We start from the raw sequence: 14,281 nt of genomic DNA on the forward strand, positions 1-14,281 counted from the left end.
CGCCCTCTAGAAGGCCGTGGTATCGCGTCCTCTTCCGGCAGTGGCCGCACCGCGACCGACCTGTCGACGCCCATCGAAATGCCGGGGCTACTCCGCGGTTGCCATCGACGAATGCAGGAAACGGACGACGTCCTCCGGTACGAGTTGAAGTAGCAACGCCGCTCGGAGGGCCTCGAGGCCGAAGATGTGCAGATCTTCGTTGAAGTCGCCCAGCCGGGGCGACAATGCGATCGCTTCAATGCCGGCGGCTTCTGCGCGCTGGGTGAGAATAGCGTGTACGGCATCTCCGGCGGCATCTGCGTCACGGGCGATATAGAGTCGGCGTAAGCCAGACGGCAGCAACATGGCTGAGAGGTGATTGGCCGAGAGAGCAGCGGTCATGGGCAAGGTCGGCAGTACATTACGCAGCGACAGCATGGTCTCGATCCCCTCGCCCGCAGCGAGCACGTGGTCCACCACGCCGAAGGGAACGGCGTTACCAAGCAGGTCGCCCATGGCCCGTCGTGGCGTGTCGATCGGGGCCTTGCCGAGCCGCACGCGATCAAAAACGTGTGGATCTAGCCAGGTGCGGTGCACACCGGTCATCCGCCCCTCGAGGTCCGTGACAGAGGCTATCATCGCTGGCCATGTTTCGGTCGGCAAATGCTCGTCCGGCCGATAGTAGCAACGCGGGTGGAAGCGCAAGCTGCCACCGTGGTGGATGCGAGTAATTCCGCGACGCTGCAAGTACGCCTCGGCTAATGTCCCTTCAATCGGGCTGGATACCGCAAAGAGCCGACGAGCGGCCTCCTGCGATCCGGCCGGCGCGACTGAACGAATGGGTTTCGGCGCCAGCTGCTGCTCTGAACGAGGTAGCTTCAGAAATCGCCTCGCCTCATCGGCAACCTCGCGAAAGTCTCGCAAGGCGAGACTTTCGCGGATGATGTCGAGGAGATCGCCATGTTCTCCGGTCGCGGCGTCGGTCCATTTCCCAGCGGGTCCCTTCGGCGATTCCTGGAGCCGTACAAACAACGAGCGGCCGGGCGTGTTGTGGACGTCGCCGACCACCCAGTATCGCCCCGCGCGCTTGCCGTGGGAGAGATAGTGTCGGCACACCGCCTCGGCGTCGCGCGCGAGTCGGCGTGCCAATTCGGAAGCATCGCGAGGCATCACGCGGCCTCCCGATCACTAATGCGCGCAACCGGATAGCTGTCGAGCACCTTCGACAGGATCTCGACGCCGCTTGCATCCGTTGGCACGAACATGCGCAACTTCCAGGAGATGATCTCCCCGAAGAGACCGTAAGCCCGCAGGCGATCGCGCATCGTGTCGTTGAAGCCCGACAGCTCGATGCGGTAGGCCCCCATCACCCGAACGCGGCGAAGCTGGAGCCCCTCTGTGAGCTCGAGGACGGTCCGTCCTACCATCAGTGCGGCAAAGGCAGCGCCCGGTGTCAGCGCAGGCGCGTCGGTCGCAAGGACGTTTGCGACCCACGCGGCAGAAACCTTGCGGCCGATGATGCGCTCGCCCGCATCGGTCTGAAGGCGATAGACGCGGGTCGATTCGTTCGGCAGCCGCTTCCAGATGGGGAGCAGCAAGCCCGCCACAACGTGGATCGTGCTTTCTGTGAACTGGGGCACCTCGGCAAGCTCCGCCAGCCAGGCCGAGGCAAAGCGTTCACGATCCGCTTCGTCCCAATGACTTTCGGCCATGGTGGTCAAGGGGACCATGTGCTGGTCCATCGGCCGGATCAGACGGACGCGCCGCTCGATCTCGCCGTCATCGAGCATGACGCTCGCCGCGGGGACCTGCACGGCGGCTCGTCCCGAGCGCTCATTGACCAGCAGGACGGCCTGACGATCGGAAAGACGAGCAAGAGCGTCATCCAGACTCACCGGATGATTGCGCTGGCGCTGTGTGACCGTGTGCAGCCGGGTCTCGGCGCCGGTCCCCGGATGGTCATAGATCGTCCGCCGCTCGGTGACGACAAAGCTCTCGGCACGGAGTGTTTCCAACCCGACGTCGTAGGTGCCGGACGCAACCGCGCCTTCGATCCGAGCGGTCAAGAGCTGCTCGAAGGCGGTGAACAGCACATTCTGTAGGTCGATGGTGAGCGCCAATAGCCTGTTCAGAAAGGTCGTGATCGGCGGCAGGTCATCCCTGAGCCCATTGGCATCCATGAGCTTCAGACCGGTTGCATCCTCGAACTTCCCAAGCGAGCAGCCGTCGACCTTGCCTCGCGCAAGCAGCGTGTAGAGCTGACGCAACGCATCACGTCCGAACTGGCTTTCGAGGTTGTCCTCGGGCCGGAACAGGCCCTGCCCTCCGGTCTGGCGCTGGCCGCGCGTAATGGCTCCCAGCGTGTCGAGCCGGCGAGCAATCGTGCTGAGAAAACGCTTTTCCGCCTTCACATCGGTCGCGATGGGACGAAACAGCGGCGGCTGCGCCTGGTTGGTCCGGTTGGTCCGGCCGAGACCCTGGATTGCGGCGTCGGCCTTCCAGCCGGGCTCGAGCAGGTAATGGACTCGCAGGCGGCGATTCCGAGCCGACAGTTCGGCATGGTAGCTCCTCCCTGTTCCGCCCGCGTCGGAAAACACGAGGATCCGCTTGACGTCATCCATGAAGGCCGAGGTCTCCGCGAGGTTGGCCGATCCGGCTCGGTTTTCGACCACCAGCCGGTCACCCTTGCGCACGATGCGGCGCGAGCGGCCCGTCACCTCGGCGACCATGTCCGTGCCAAAACGCTGCACGACCTGATCCAGCGCCCCAGGTACCGGAGGTAGTGATGCAAGCTTCTCAATGAGGCGGTCGCGTCGTGCGACGGCTTCCCGGCTCTCGACCGGCTGTCCATCGCGATAGACAGGCCGAGAGCAGAGGTTGCCCTCTGAGTCTGTAAAGGGCTCGTAGAGCTGGACTGGGAAGGAATGGGCGAGGTAGTCGAGAACATACTCGCGCGGGGTGATGTCGACCTGAACGTCGCCCCATTCTTCTGTCGGGATCTCCGCGAGCCGACGCTCCATCAGCGCTTCGCCCGTCGACACGATCTGGATGACCGCCGCGTGTCCAGCCTCAAGATCGTTCTCGATCGAACGGATCAGCGACGGCGTCTTCATCGAGGTCAAGAGGTGACCGAAGAAGCGCTGCTTCGCGCTTTCGAACGCGGAGCGTGCCGCAGATTTGGCCTGCCCGTTCAGCGTTCCGGTTTCGCCCGTGATGTTTGCTGCCCGCATCGCCGCGTCCAGGTTATTATGGATGACGCTGAACGCACCGGCGTAGGCGTCGTAGATGCGAACCTGCTCCGGCGTCAGCTGGTGCTCAACGAGATCGTACTCGACGCCCTCGTAAGAGAGCGATCGAGCGGCGTAGAGACCGAGCGCCTTGAGATCGCGCGCCAGCACCTCCATGGCCGCGACCCCACCCTCCTCGATCGCTTCGACGAACTCCGCGCGAGTGGCGAACGGGAAATCGGCACCGCCCCAAAGGCCGAGGCGTTGGGCATAAGCGAGGTTGTGGACCGTGGTGGCGCCGGTCGCCGATACGTAAACCACGCGAGCATTCGGCAAAGCGTGCTGAAGCCTCAGGCCAGCGCGCCCCTGCTGAGAGGCCGCCTGGTCACCGCGCTCTCCCTTGCCCCCGACTGCATTCTGCATCGCGTGGCTCTCGTCGAAGACGATCACTCCGTCGAAGTCGGAGCCCAACCATTCGACGATCTGCCTGACGCGCGAAAGCTTTTCGCCACGCTCGTCGGTCCGTAGCGTAGCGTAGGTGGTAAAAAGGACGCCTTCCGAGAGCCGGATCGGGGTACCCTGGCGAAACCGGGACAGCGGCGTAATAAGCAATCGCTCCATGCCTAACGCGGACCAGTCGCGCTGCGCATCTTCGATCAGCTTGTCGGACTTGCTGATCCAGACCGCACGGCGGCGGCCCTTGAGCCAATTATCGAGCAGGATGCCGCCGACCTGCCGCCCCTTGCCCGCGCCGGTGCCATCGCCCAAGAACCAGCCGCGGCGAAAGCGGACGGCATTTTCCGCGTCATCGCGCGCGGCGGCCACAACATCAAAGGTCGTGTCGACCGTCCAAGAGCCTGCGAGAAACTCAGAATGCGCCTCACCGGCATAGATGACGCTCTCAAGCTGGGCGTCCGATAGGATGCTATCCGCCACGAGGTTGGCCGGCAGGTGCGGACGATAGGATGGCTTCGGTGGCGCAACGGACGCCATCGCCGCGGACTGCACGAGCTTGGTCGGATGTGCGCACGATCCGGGAATGCAAATCGACTGTAATCCATATTCCTCGTAAAGCGCATCGGTCAGCCGGGCGCCTTCCGGCGGCGACCATTCGAGCGTCTGGTATGCAAGTTCGGCGCTTTCTGGCGCTGCGCTTGTTGAAAAGGACGATGAGCGCGGTGCAACGGCGCCGACCGATCGTGGCATCGCCGACGGCCGGATAGCGGCGATCTCCGATGGCGTGGCGACAGGCGTCCTTGTAGGCACATGCTTGGCCACCCAATCAAGCAAGGTAGCGATGTCGGCCGCCATGCCCGGCGAGGCAGGAAAAGCCGTCGGATCGGCAGCGGCCAGCTTGTCGATCACAAGCAGCCTCGTATCCGTCTGAGTGCCATGCTTGGCGTAGACGGCGCCCTCGATCGCCGCAGAAAACACCAATCGCCCGCGTTCCTGGAGCCGCACAAAGGCATCTCGCCATGCCGGGTTATCGGGCGCGAAGCTTGCGCCAGTGATGGCGACGAGGCGCCCACCATCGCAAAGACGCGCGAGCGCCGAAGCGATGTGCCGGAGGGCCGCATCCGCCATCCGTCGATCGACATTCGCCAGGGCCGAGAACGGCGGGTTCATCAGGACGACGCTCGGCATCACACTTGCGTCGAGGTGATCATCGATCTGCGCAGCATCGAACCGCGTGACCTTAACGCCTGCGAACAGTTGATCGAGCAACGCCGCACGGGGCTCGGCCAACTCGTTCAACACCAAGGCGCCGCCGGCGAGCTCGGCAAAGATGGCGAGGAAACCGGTGCCCGCCGATGGCTCGAGAACACGATCGGCCGGCGTAATGCCGGCTGCGGCGCATGCCGCCAGCCCGAGCGGGATCGGCGTCGAGAATTGCTGAAGCGCCTGGCTGTCCTCGGAACGCCGCGTGTTGGTCGGCAGACAGCTCGCGATCTTCGCGAGCATCGGCAGCATTGCTGCCGTCGAGCCAGCCTTGGCCCGCATGGCCGGGCCGAACTTGCGAAGGAACAGAACTGTTGCCGCCTCGCAGACGTCATAGGCGGTCTTCCAGTTCCAGGCGCCAGCCGTGTCCGAGGCGCTGAAGGCAGACTCCACAGCGCTACGCAGAACAGCGGCATCGATGCGACGGCCGCGCTCGAGCTCCGTCAGAAGCTGTCGCGCGGCCCTGACGGCGGCGGAGGTGAGACTTGCAGCGGCACGCATCGAGAGCGGCGCGGCGGCCGCGCCGCCGGCGAGAGATTCGGTCATGGCAGGGTTCTTTCGGAGAGCTGGAATGGGTCGAACCATCAGGCGCTCTCCTCTCACCTCGACGGTTCAAACCGTTCCCGGCCCGACTCTCACTCTCAGCCGTTCCCAATAAGAATGGGGACCAGCGCTGCGCACCGGTCCCCAAGCAACCGCGGGACGGCCAAAGCTGTCCCGCTCCGTGCTTTCACTCAGCCGCGTCGAGCTGTTGCGGATCATCGTCGCCGGCGTTCTCCGGATCCTCCTCGTCGGCGAGGAATTCGGGCAGGGGGCCTGCTTCGCCGTCCTGCCCCAGTGGCGCCGCATCGGGATCGACGAGACGCAGCGGGTCCGGCAACCAGCCCGAGCCATCCAGCAGGCGCTCGGCCTCCTTGGCCATGTCGGCCTTCTTCAGATGGTCGATCAGTTGCGCCGACGACTCGCCCTTGGCCTCCCGCACCGCGTCCAGAATACGCGGCTTGGTAACCCGTCCGAGATAGTTGTCGACGGTCGGTCTCCAGCCGGCCTGCACCATGTCGAGCCCAACCGCGCGCGCCAGCACATCAGCCTGGTCGAGACGCGTGCGAACGCCTTGGGCGGAGACGCGACCCTGATTGTAGCGATTGGCCGGTTCATAGACCGCGTTGACGGCAAATGATGCACAGTGGGCAAACAATGATGCCTGTGCACCACCATCAAGAGCCGTCAGTGCATCCCAGAGATCGCTCTCGCTCTTCGGCAGTCGCGACTTCCAGGTCTCATGCCGCACCTCGACGGCCTTAGCGGAGACGCTTTCCCTCAGCCCTGGAGCTTGGGCTGGAAAGTTCGGCGTGCGAAGGCCGATTTCAAGACAGCTCCCGGAAGACGCGAACCGGTAAAAGGCCGTCAGCACGAAGTTATGCAGGACCGCCTGGAACGCGACCGCAGGATTTTCTGCCAGCGCATCCCGCAATGCCAGCGTACGATGCGCTGTCAGCTCGGTGATGAGCCGATCCGGCAAAGGTTTGGTGGCGTCCTCATCATCTTCTTCGGCATCAGGAACAGGACCCGCGACCGCGATCACCGTACGCTGGACGGAGGGGCCCTCTTCCTGACCTTCAGTCGATGACACGTCGGCGTCCTGTCCGACATGAGGATCAGTTTCCGGCACCTCGTCCTCCGGACGGACGTAACCCCGGTCCACGGCGAGCCGTCCTTCGGAATCGATGCTGATGAAGACACCAGCTCGGGCGATCTCCGACGGCTCGTAAAGCATCGGCCGGTCTTCGAATGCCGCCAGTGCCGCCTCGATCTCGCCGAGACGCTGATCGACTTCATCGGGCAATTCGTCGGCATCCTGATAGTCGGTTTCAAGCTTGGCTTGCTCGGCGTTCAGGGCGTCGATGGCGGCCTGCTCCTCAGACGAGAGATAGACAGGTTTGCCTTCGATTTCTCGTAGGCCTTGACTGTGACCGTAGGAGAACTCTACGGCGACTGAGATCCACTTCCAGCCTTCGGCCGCAATCGCCTCAGCTTCGGCTTTGAGCTTTTCGGTTACGAGGCGATCGAGCAACACGACGTCCTGAAGCCAGCCGCCGTCGTCGTGCTCGAACAAATTCCGCAGAACTCCGCCACCCGTTTGCTGATAGGTATCGAGGCCTACAAACTGCGCCCGGCGATCGGACCCACGCACGGTGTTCTCAGTGAGCAGCCGGCGGATCTGGTAAGGCTCGTCATAGCCGGAGCGGCCGACGTTCTCCCAGACTTGCTCCTGGCGCGCGTGATCGGCTGTGACCGAGAACGCCATGAGCTGCTCGAGCGTCATGCCGTCTTCGGCATAGACGTCGTGCAGCTTTGGCGAGACCGACGCCAGGCGCAGGCGCTGCTTGACGATCGTCGGCGCCACGAAATGCCGTGCGGCGATCTCCTCTTCGCTCATACCGCCATCGCGGAGGATCTGGAACGCGCGGAATTGATCGAGTGGATGCAGGCCGATACGCTCGTCGTTTTCCGCAAGCGAGTCGTCCTCAGCGATACCACCATCCCTGATCACACAGGGGACCGCTTGGGTCTTCGCCATACGCTTCTGCTTCACCAATAGTTCAAGGGCGCGGTACCGCCGCCCGCCCGCAGGAACCTCGAACATGCCGGTCTCCATACCGTCGGCGTCGACGACGGCACGTACGCTGAGACTTTGTAGCAAGGTACGCTGCGCAATACTCTCGGCCAGTTGCTCGATCGAGATGCCGGCCTTGATGCGGCGAACGTTGGACTGGCTCAAGACCAGCTTGTTGAAGGGAATGTCCCGGGATGGACTGAGTTTGATCTTCTGAACGGCGCTAGCCATGTCGGATTCTCCGCGACGGGCGGCCGAAAGACTCTCTCTCGACCTCCAACCCGTCACGAACTGCACCGCCCGTCCTCTCACTCTCTGAGCCCCGCCGCGATGGCAGGCCGAAACAGCCGGCGGACGAATTACGCTGCCTCCTCGTCGCCCTCGTCGAAGGGGACGATTGGCCGTTGCTGAAAGCCGAGCAGGAAATCGGCGGCCTTCGACGCCGCGCTGGCGGCCCGTACAACGGCGCGGTTGTCCTCACGCAGCACCTCCAGCCAGGAGCCGATATAGTCGGCGTGGCGCACGGTCGGCGCGATGCCAAGCGAAGCGCAGACGAACGCACCCGCCATCTCCGCGACCAGTTCCTCGCGCGCGTAAGATTTGGAGCCGAACGAGCCCGAAAGATCACGAGCAAGCCGGGAAACAGCTCCACTCCAATGCGACAATTCGTGGAACGCCGTCCGATGCCAGTTGATCGGCTCGAAGTACGCCGCTGGCGGCGGGACCTGCACAAAATCGCCGGTCGTATTGTAGTAAGCGCGCACCCCGCCAATCCGGAAGTCGGCGCCGGTTGCGGCGATCAGCGCTTCCGCCTGCGGTTCAATCTGATCCGGTGGCAGCAGGACGACTGAGCCAGCGACGTCCTCGGGCAAGCCGTCACACTGCTCTATGTTGAAAACGGTAAAGCGCTTGAGAAACGGAATCGTGCCCGGCTCCTCCCCGGTCTCTGCGGTACGGCGACGCTCGTCCTCGGGAATGAAGCGATCCGCGTAGACAACGGTCGTACCCCGTTCTCCCTTCCTGACATGGCCGCCGAGCCCGAGCGCCTGACGAAAGGTCAGCCAGCTCTGGCTGGAGAAGCCGCACTCAAAAACGGCACCCCATAAAATCAGCACGTTTATTCCGGAATAACCTCGTAGCGTCGAAGCATTGCGCGGCATGGCGAGCGGCGCCTTGATCGCCGCCGTTCCCCATGGCTGCACCCAAGGGATACGGCCGGCCTCCAGTTCTGCGATGATCTTATCGGTGATTTCAGTGTAAAGGCTCGCCCGGTCATCGCCAACGCGAGCTCGTGTGTGTCTGGACATCGCGGTTCTCCGCGACAGGCGCCGGAAGCCTCTCTCCCGACCTTCGACCCGTCACGACGAACCCGGTCCACACTCTCACTCTCAATCTCGATGACGGCGCACAGCCGGAAGAGAGTTGCACGCGCGGTAGACTTCGAACCGAAAGGGCCACGTGTCCGCCCAGTTTGGACGACCTGCGGCTCGATGCCGAAGATTATGAATCACGCCGCGCCCCTATCGTCTGAGGGCCCACGGCGTCTGAGCGGCCAGGTGGTGGCGTGTAGGGTCAGGAAGCTTTGTGCGCGAGGTGCGCGGCTCCCGTCAATAATATAGAAGAGAAGCGTGTGGGCGGAGCGAAGCGGAGACCACTAAGGGTCGCGAGACCCGGCTAAGAGGCACCCGCAGGAGGGTCAGCATAGCGCCGACGCGTAGCGGCGGGACCCGGGACCGAGTGTAGTCGCGAGACCGGTTAAGAAGGCACCCGACCCGAAGGGCAGTGATAGCGACGCCGGCATGCAATGACGGCGGGCCCGAGGGCGAGTGCCTCCGGCGAGCGACTCAATGCGGATTCATGTCGCCTTGGTATCAATTTTGCTTTTGTGATAACGTCTCACTCGTGCGCATGTCTGTGCACGGCGTGAGCATGTTCACTGAGAGCCAAATCTTACAGAGGACGACATGGCCAAGAAAGCGAAGAAGGCAAAGAAGACCGCGAAGGCAGCCACCAAGAAGGTGGCAAAGAAGACTTCAAAGAAAAAGAAGTAGTCGTACCGGCTACTGATCTATTGCCGCCTTCGGGTCGCAACCCGCATGAAAAGCGAGACATCCCAAAGGATATGGAGCGTCCTTTGCAGCCGTTTGGTATCGCGGCAAGCTAAGATAAGGCCGGACCTTTGTGCAGGTGGCTGCTGCATAAAGGTCTGGTTTTGCGTTTCTGCCCCGCGAGGGCGTGATCCGCTCGCGCGCGAGGGATCGAAGCCGCAAGGCCGAGACGCTGCGCGGCTCGGTTCATATGTGGACGGCCCCCGACTTGCAAGAACGGCTCTGGCAGCATGCTCGGATCGCTTGCGCTCATATGTCCGGCCTGTTTTCGGGTCTTGCGACCACCGGCCAAGATGGGCTTCGCGGACAGTGAGATCCAAACACGAGAGCGGCATTTTCTGCCGGTAAACCGAGCGGAGCATTTCACTGACCGACTTGCGCCGAACGTACCACCTCTTCCTATCCTGCAAGTTCCGCCCTCAGCGTCAAACCTGCCGGTTTGGCACCAAGCCCTGTTTTTCGTTAAAGGCTATATCGGCATCGGCATAACGCTGCTTGCAGGTCGGTACCGCTCACCACTGACCATCAGTTTCCAGGCAATCCGCGCCAGCTTGTTTGCCAACGCTATGGCCACGAGCTTCGGCGGCTTGCGTGCGATGATGTCTTTCAGCCAGGGCCAGGAGCGAGTTTCCCGGCGGCGCATATCTGCGATCACGGCCGTCGCGCCAGCCACCAAAACGGTTCGTAACATGCCGTCGCCGGCGCGTGTAATCACGCCGAGCCTGTTCTTGCCGGCCGTCGAGTGATTCTTTGGGGTCAGGCCGAGCCAGGCAGCAAAATTTCTTGCCGACTTGAACCCGCGAGCATCCACGACCTTGATTGAAAGCAGCGTCGCACCGATCGGACCAACGCCCGGGATAGCCGCCAGCCGTCGGCTCATCTCGTTACTCCGGTGGAGTTGCATGAGCTTCTTATCGAGCTTGGCGATCTCGTCGTCGACGCGCGCCAGTTCTGCCGCCAAGGCATCCACCAACTCCTTGGCCAAGTCAGGGACTGTTGAATCGGCCTTGATATCGATCAGCAATTGCGGAAGCCGCGAAAGCCCCTTAGGCGCGGTAAAGCCAAATTCAGCGGCGTAGCCGCGGATCGAATTGGCAAGTTGGGTCCGCCTGCCTATGAACTGGTTGCGCACACGCGCGAGCATCTGTGCGCCCTGCTGCTCGGGGCTCTTGATAGGCACAAAGTTCTTGCGCAGTTTCGGCCGGCTTGCCGCCTCGCAAATTGCCTCGGCGTCCGCAGCGTCGGATTTCCCGCGCTGCACGTACGGTTTGACATATTGCGGCGGCATCATCGCCACCTCGTGCCCGAGCGATTGCAGTTCCCGCGCCCAATAGTGCGATGCCCCGCAAGCCTCCAGCGCGACAAGTGCAGGCGGCAAACGACTGAAGAACTCCAAAACCTGCCCACGTCTCAACTTACGGCGTAGAACCGGCTGCTCCGTCTCGTCAACGCCATGCAGTTGAAACACACTCTTCGACGTGTCCAGACCGATGCGAACAATCGTTTCCACGGGCGGCTCCTTCGTTTGAGGTCAGCGACGGCCTCTTGTTGCTACGCAGTGTGGCGGAAGGGGGCCGTCCACCCCAACACGAGAGCCCGGTGCGGCGACAGCCGCACGCGCAAAACGGACAAGGAGTGACCACCTGAGCTCGGACGTCTGAAGTATCGGAAAAACGGCTTCTTCAGTTCGTTCTTGTCCACCCTAGCACCTGGCCGGGCGGAAAATTCGGCCTTCGAAAAACCACGAGATCCCACGATCCCGAATCCCAGTCCTGGGGAACGTCTGCCGGACTAAACGATTCGTCTCAGCGTGGGAGAACCTTTCAATGCTGATGACCAAGCAGAGACGGCCGGCGATCCGCACCCTGCGCGGTTGGGCGATCAACGTGCTGAACGAAGCGGGCGCCGTCCGCGAGTGCGAGGAGCACGGTTGGATGCAGGACCGCGCCGATCCGCAAGCCCGAGAGCGGGCCTTCGACATCGCCCGTCGAGATCCGCCAGCAGACGTATCCCATCAAGAAGCGGAGGCCGCGGTTCGCGACGTGCTGGACTCGATCGGTGATACCTGCCCTGAATGCCCCTCTGACTAGCCACCCTCGGACGCCGGCCCGTCTCTCTGACTCAGCGGCCTAACCGTTTCTCCACGCGCTTGCGCGCATTGCCGACCTTCTTGACCGCCTTTTTCACCGCCGGCGCCGACTTTCCGGTCTTCTTCGCCTCGTACTGCACTTCGTAGTCTTGCCCGCCGGCCACCCGTGCCCGATCCTGCTTTCGTGCGCGCGCCGTTTTCGACTTCTTCGCTGCCGCCATGGATACCTCCTGTTCGTAGCATCGAGGCAACGCAACAAGGATTCGGCGGTTCCGGAACGATTCGAACTGTGCCAATTTGAATCGGCTGTAGCGTGGAGTTCTTCAGTGGCGTTTCAGCGTAAAAAGCCGGCGGTTATCGGCGTCAAGGCGCCCTTGCCCGGCTTCATCGAGCCGGCCCTGGCATCCTCAATCGAGAAGGTGCCATCCGGAGAGCGGTGGATTCACGAAATCAAGTTCGACGGCTACCGTGTTCAGGTCCATCTGGCCAACGAGACAGCGAAGATCCTCACCCGGCGCGGCCACGATTGGACGCATCGCTTCAAGAAGGTCGCTCATGACGCCTGGCGGATCAAGGCGAACTCGGCGGTGGTGGACGGTGAGATCGTGGTGCCGGCCGCCGATGGCTCGACCGACTTCTCGGTCCTGCAGAACGAGCTCAAGGGCAAATCGAAGAGCATCGTGCTCGTAGCGTTCGATCTGCTCTATCTGAACGGCCGCGACATCCGGAAGCTACCCCTCGTTCAGCGCAAAGCCGAACTCAAGAAGATCCTAAGCGGCACTGACATCCAGTTCAGCGAAAGTTTCGAGATAGACAGCCGCCAGATGTTTGCGCACGCCTGCAAGCTTGGCCTCGAAGGTGTCGTCTCCAAGGTACGGGGCAGCCCCTATCCAAAGGGACGCACGAATGACTGGGTCAAGAAGACGTGCGTGCAGCGTGAGACCCTGACCGTTGCCGGTTTCGCACTCGATGGCACGAAGTGGGACGGCATCTACGTGGGCCGGCGCAAGGGCGACGATCTGGTCTATGCCGGGAAGGTGGACCATGGGTTCGACAAGGCATCAGCCGCCCACCTTGAGAAGCGTCTGAAGCCGCTGATCCGCAAGACGCAGCCTTATGCAAAGCGGATTGCGCACAAAGGGATCTGGGTCGAGCCCAAGCTGCTGGCCGAGATAGAGTACCGTGCGAAATCAGCCGAGGGGAAAGTGCGCCATCCCTTTTCCAGGGGGCTTCGGGAGGATCTGTAATGGATGCCTTTGACCGCTTCTGGGAGTTGGCGGAAAAGCCGCTCGATAGTCCGCTGACGATCCCTGCGGAGCTCCATCGAGCGGTGATGGAGCTTCCTCCGGACGACAGGCGGGACCGCGCAAAGGTCAATAAGGCCGTCGCACGGGCGGTTTCCGACCGACCGTTTACAAGCGATCGCTCAGTCTGATCACGCTCGGCGCGACGCACCATTCAACATTGACCGACCTGAATTGGACAGTGTCCGAATTCGCGAAACGGAGTATGATCTGGTCATCCCCGGCAAAGGCACACTGCCCGCGGGCACCGGTGACTGAGAGACCAATCGCGCTCCCGCCTGCAGCAGGAGCCAACAATGTCTCAGGATTCCGAACGTGTCATCCGTGCCCGTCGCCATGTTGCCAGAGGACGTCAGATCGTCGAAAGGCAGCAACGGATGGTCAGTAATGGCGGTGCAAGCACCACAGAAGCTCTGAAGCTCCTGGCTCTCTTCGAAGCAACGCAGAACATCTTCGAGGATGATCTGGAGCGCATCTTGCACGAAGAGCGCAACGGCTAAGACCGGACACCTGGCAGTTCAGATTGCCGATCCGATCTCGGCGGCAAAGCAGGGGTCAATGCTAGGACTCTAGATGGTCTACTTCGAGACCTAACCTCCCGCCGGTCGTAACGTGGCTTCCAACCGGGCCTTCTCCTTTTCCCAACGAGCTTCCTCGTCCCTCGCGCTTTCCTCGATAGCCTCGAGCTGTTGTTGAATGTCAGCGGCCTTTTCTTCGTGCTTGCGGCGGGCGGCGTCCAAGGCACCTTGCGCCTTATCGACGGCGTGCTGCCGTCGCTCGCGTTCCTTCTGCCGGGTGGCCTCTTCCTTGGCACGTTCGCGCTCCCGTCGCTTCTGCTCCTTCTCGAAAGGAAATGCGGCCTTCCCGTCGGCTGCATCGTCGTTGGCCCGTTTGGAAGCCTTCCGCGGTTGACGGCGGTTTGTCTTCTTTGAACTGCCGCCGGCGAGGTCGGTAGGTAGCTCGGCATGCTCCCTGAATGGCCCGTTGGAGCCGACGGGTCTCTTCAGAACGACGCCCGGCGCAGCCATAGTCGCCTCGATGACGTCCGGATCGTCACTTTCCTTCGCCACGCCCTCGTTAAAGAGATTGCTGTCGGCGCCCCAGGCTTCGAGGGCCGCTTTCATGGAGGGAGCGGCGATCGCAAGATCGAAGAAGCCCAACGAGGTCTGATAGGTCTTCAGTTTTCGGCCATCGGTCTGATCCGCCCTCGCCCTCGTCGATCGTCAACGTCTCGCACG

Annotated in this window: 11 protein-coding genes; 4 read left to right on the plus strand and 7 right to left on the minus strand. The window is 62.5% G+C overall.

The annotated features are described in order from the left end of the window. Positions 1-87 precede the first annotated feature (87 nt). The 5 genes from GGD67_RS17645 to GGD67_RS17665 form a co-directional block, all read right to left on the minus strand. Positions 88-1,149 carry a toprim domain-containing protein gene (locus tag GGD67_RS17645; protein ID WP_179734569.1) on the minus strand — a complete coding sequence of 354 codons (1,062 nt, stop codon included), beginning with the start codon at positions 1,147-1,149 and terminating at the stop codon, positions 88-90. Further along, positions 1,149-5,471 carry a strawberry notch-like NTP hydrolase domain-containing protein gene (locus tag GGD67_RS17650; protein WP_179735066.1) on the minus strand — a complete coding sequence of 1,441 codons (4,323 nt, stop codon included), beginning with the start codon at positions 5,469-5,471 and terminating at the stop codon, positions 1,149-1,151. The genes GGD67_RS17645 and GGD67_RS17650 overlap by 1 nt, the downstream gene beginning before the upstream one ends. Positions 5,472-5,655: 184 nt before the next feature. Continuing rightward, complete coding sequence (locus tag GGD67_RS17655; protein WP_179734571.1) at positions 5,656-7,773, minus strand: ParB/RepB/Spo0J family partition protein; 2,118 nt, start codon at positions 7,771-7,773, stop codon at positions 5,656-5,658. A gap of 128 nt (positions 7,774-7,901) precedes the next feature. Then, positions 7,902-8,849 (minus strand): ArdC family protein, encoded by a 948-nt coding sequence (locus tag GGD67_RS17660; RefSeq protein ID WP_179734574.1) that lies wholly within the window; start codon positions 8,847-8,849, stop codon positions 7,902-7,904. A 1,270-nt stretch (positions 8,850-10,119) separates the two neighbouring features. After that, the gene (locus GGD67_RS17665; protein WP_179734576.1) at positions 10,120-11,160 is read right to left on the minus strand and encodes an IS110 family transposase; all 1,041 of its coding nucleotides are present in this window, start codon (positions 11,158-11,160) and stop codon (positions 10,120-10,122) included. A gap of 316 nt (positions 11,161-11,476) precedes the next feature. On the opposite strand from GGD67_RS17665, the gene GGD67_RS17670 reads away from it, so the two are divergent. Further along, on the plus strand, positions 11,477-11,740 hold the full coding sequence (locus tag GGD67_RS17670; protein WP_179734578.1) for a hypothetical protein: 264 nt from the start codon (positions 11,477-11,479) through the stop codon (positions 11,738-11,740). Positions 11,741-11,771: 31 nt separating this feature from the next. On the opposite strand, the gene GGD67_RS17675 is transcribed toward GGD67_RS17670, so the two are convergent. Then, positions 11,772-11,960, minus strand: a complete 189-nt coding sequence (locus GGD67_RS17675) for a DUF3606 domain-containing protein (protein ID WP_179734580.1) — start codon at positions 11,958-11,960, stop codon at positions 11,772-11,774. Positions 11,961-12,065: 105 nt separating this feature from the next. Here GGD67_RS17675 and ligD point away from each other — a divergent pair, with 105 nt between their 5' ends. From ligD to GGD67_RS17690, 3 genes are all read left to right on the plus strand, one after another. Then, complete coding sequence (ligD, locus tag GGD67_RS17680; protein WP_179734582.1) at positions 12,066-12,986, plus strand: non-homologous end-joining DNA ligase; 921 nt, start codon at positions 12,066-12,068, stop codon at positions 12,984-12,986. Then, positions 12,986-13,174, plus strand: coding sequence for a hypothetical protein (locus tag GGD67_RS17685; RefSeq protein ID WP_179734584.1), 189 nt, complete (start codon positions 12,986-12,988; stop codon positions 13,172-13,174). Before ligD ends, GGD67_RS17685 begins: the two co-directional genes overlap by 1 nt. 165 nt (positions 13,175-13,339) lie before the next feature. Then, the gene (locus GGD67_RS17690) at positions 13,340-13,543 is read left to right on the plus strand and encodes a hypothetical protein (RefSeq protein ID WP_179734586.1); all 204 of its coding nucleotides are present in this window, start codon (positions 13,340-13,342) and stop codon (positions 13,541-13,543) included. Positions 13,544-13,633: 90 nt separating this feature from the next. Here the strand turns inward: GGD67_RS17690 and GGD67_RS17695 are convergent, their stop codons facing one another. Continuing rightward, positions 13,634-14,203 (minus strand): cell envelope biogenesis protein TolA, encoded by a 570-nt coding sequence (locus GGD67_RS17695; protein ID WP_246790826.1) that lies wholly within the window; start codon positions 14,201-14,203, stop codon positions 13,634-13,636. Between the last annotated feature and the right edge of the window lie 78 nt (positions 14,204-14,281).

Origin of the sequence: Bradyrhizobium sp. IAR9 (genome assembly GCF_013408065.1) — a bacterium.
In the GTDB taxonomy this organism is placed as follows: Bacteria; Pseudomonadota; Alphaproteobacteria; order Rhizobiales; family Xanthobacteraceae; genus Bradyrhizobium.

Excerpts from the sequence above, each read along its gene's own strand:
- GGD67_RS17690 (WP_179734586.1), top strand. The coding sequence starts at position 13,340 with ATGTCTCAGGATTCCGAACGTGTCATCCGTGCCCGTCGCCATGTTGCC.
- GGD67_RS17660 (WP_179734574.1), bottom strand. The coding sequence starts at position 8,849 with ATGTCCAGACACACACGAGCTCGCGTTGGCGATGACCGGGCGAGCCTT.
- GGD67_RS17685 (WP_179734584.1), top strand. The coding sequence starts at position 12,986 with ATGGATGCCTTTGACCGCTTCTGGGAGTTGGCGGAAAAGCCGCTCGAT.
- GGD67_RS17650 (WP_179735066.1), bottom strand. The coding sequence starts at position 5,471 with ATGACCGAATCTCTCGCCGGCGGCGCGGCCGCCGCGCCGCTCTCGATG.
- GGD67_RS17675 (WP_179734580.1), bottom strand. The coding sequence starts at position 11,960 with ATGGCGGCAGCGAAGAAGTCGAAAACGGCGCGCGCACGAAAGCAGGAT.
- GGD67_RS17670 (WP_179734578.1), top strand. The coding sequence starts at position 11,477 with ATGCTGATGACCAAGCAGAGACGGCCGGCGATCCGCACCCTGCGCGGT.
- GGD67_RS17645 (WP_179734569.1), bottom strand. The coding sequence starts at position 1,149 with ATGCCTCGCGATGCTTCCGAATTGGCACGCCGACTCGCGCGCGACGCC.
- GGD67_RS17655 (WP_179734571.1), bottom strand. The coding sequence starts at position 7,773 with ATGGCTAGCGCCGTTCAGAAGATCAAACTCAGTCCATCCCGGGACATT.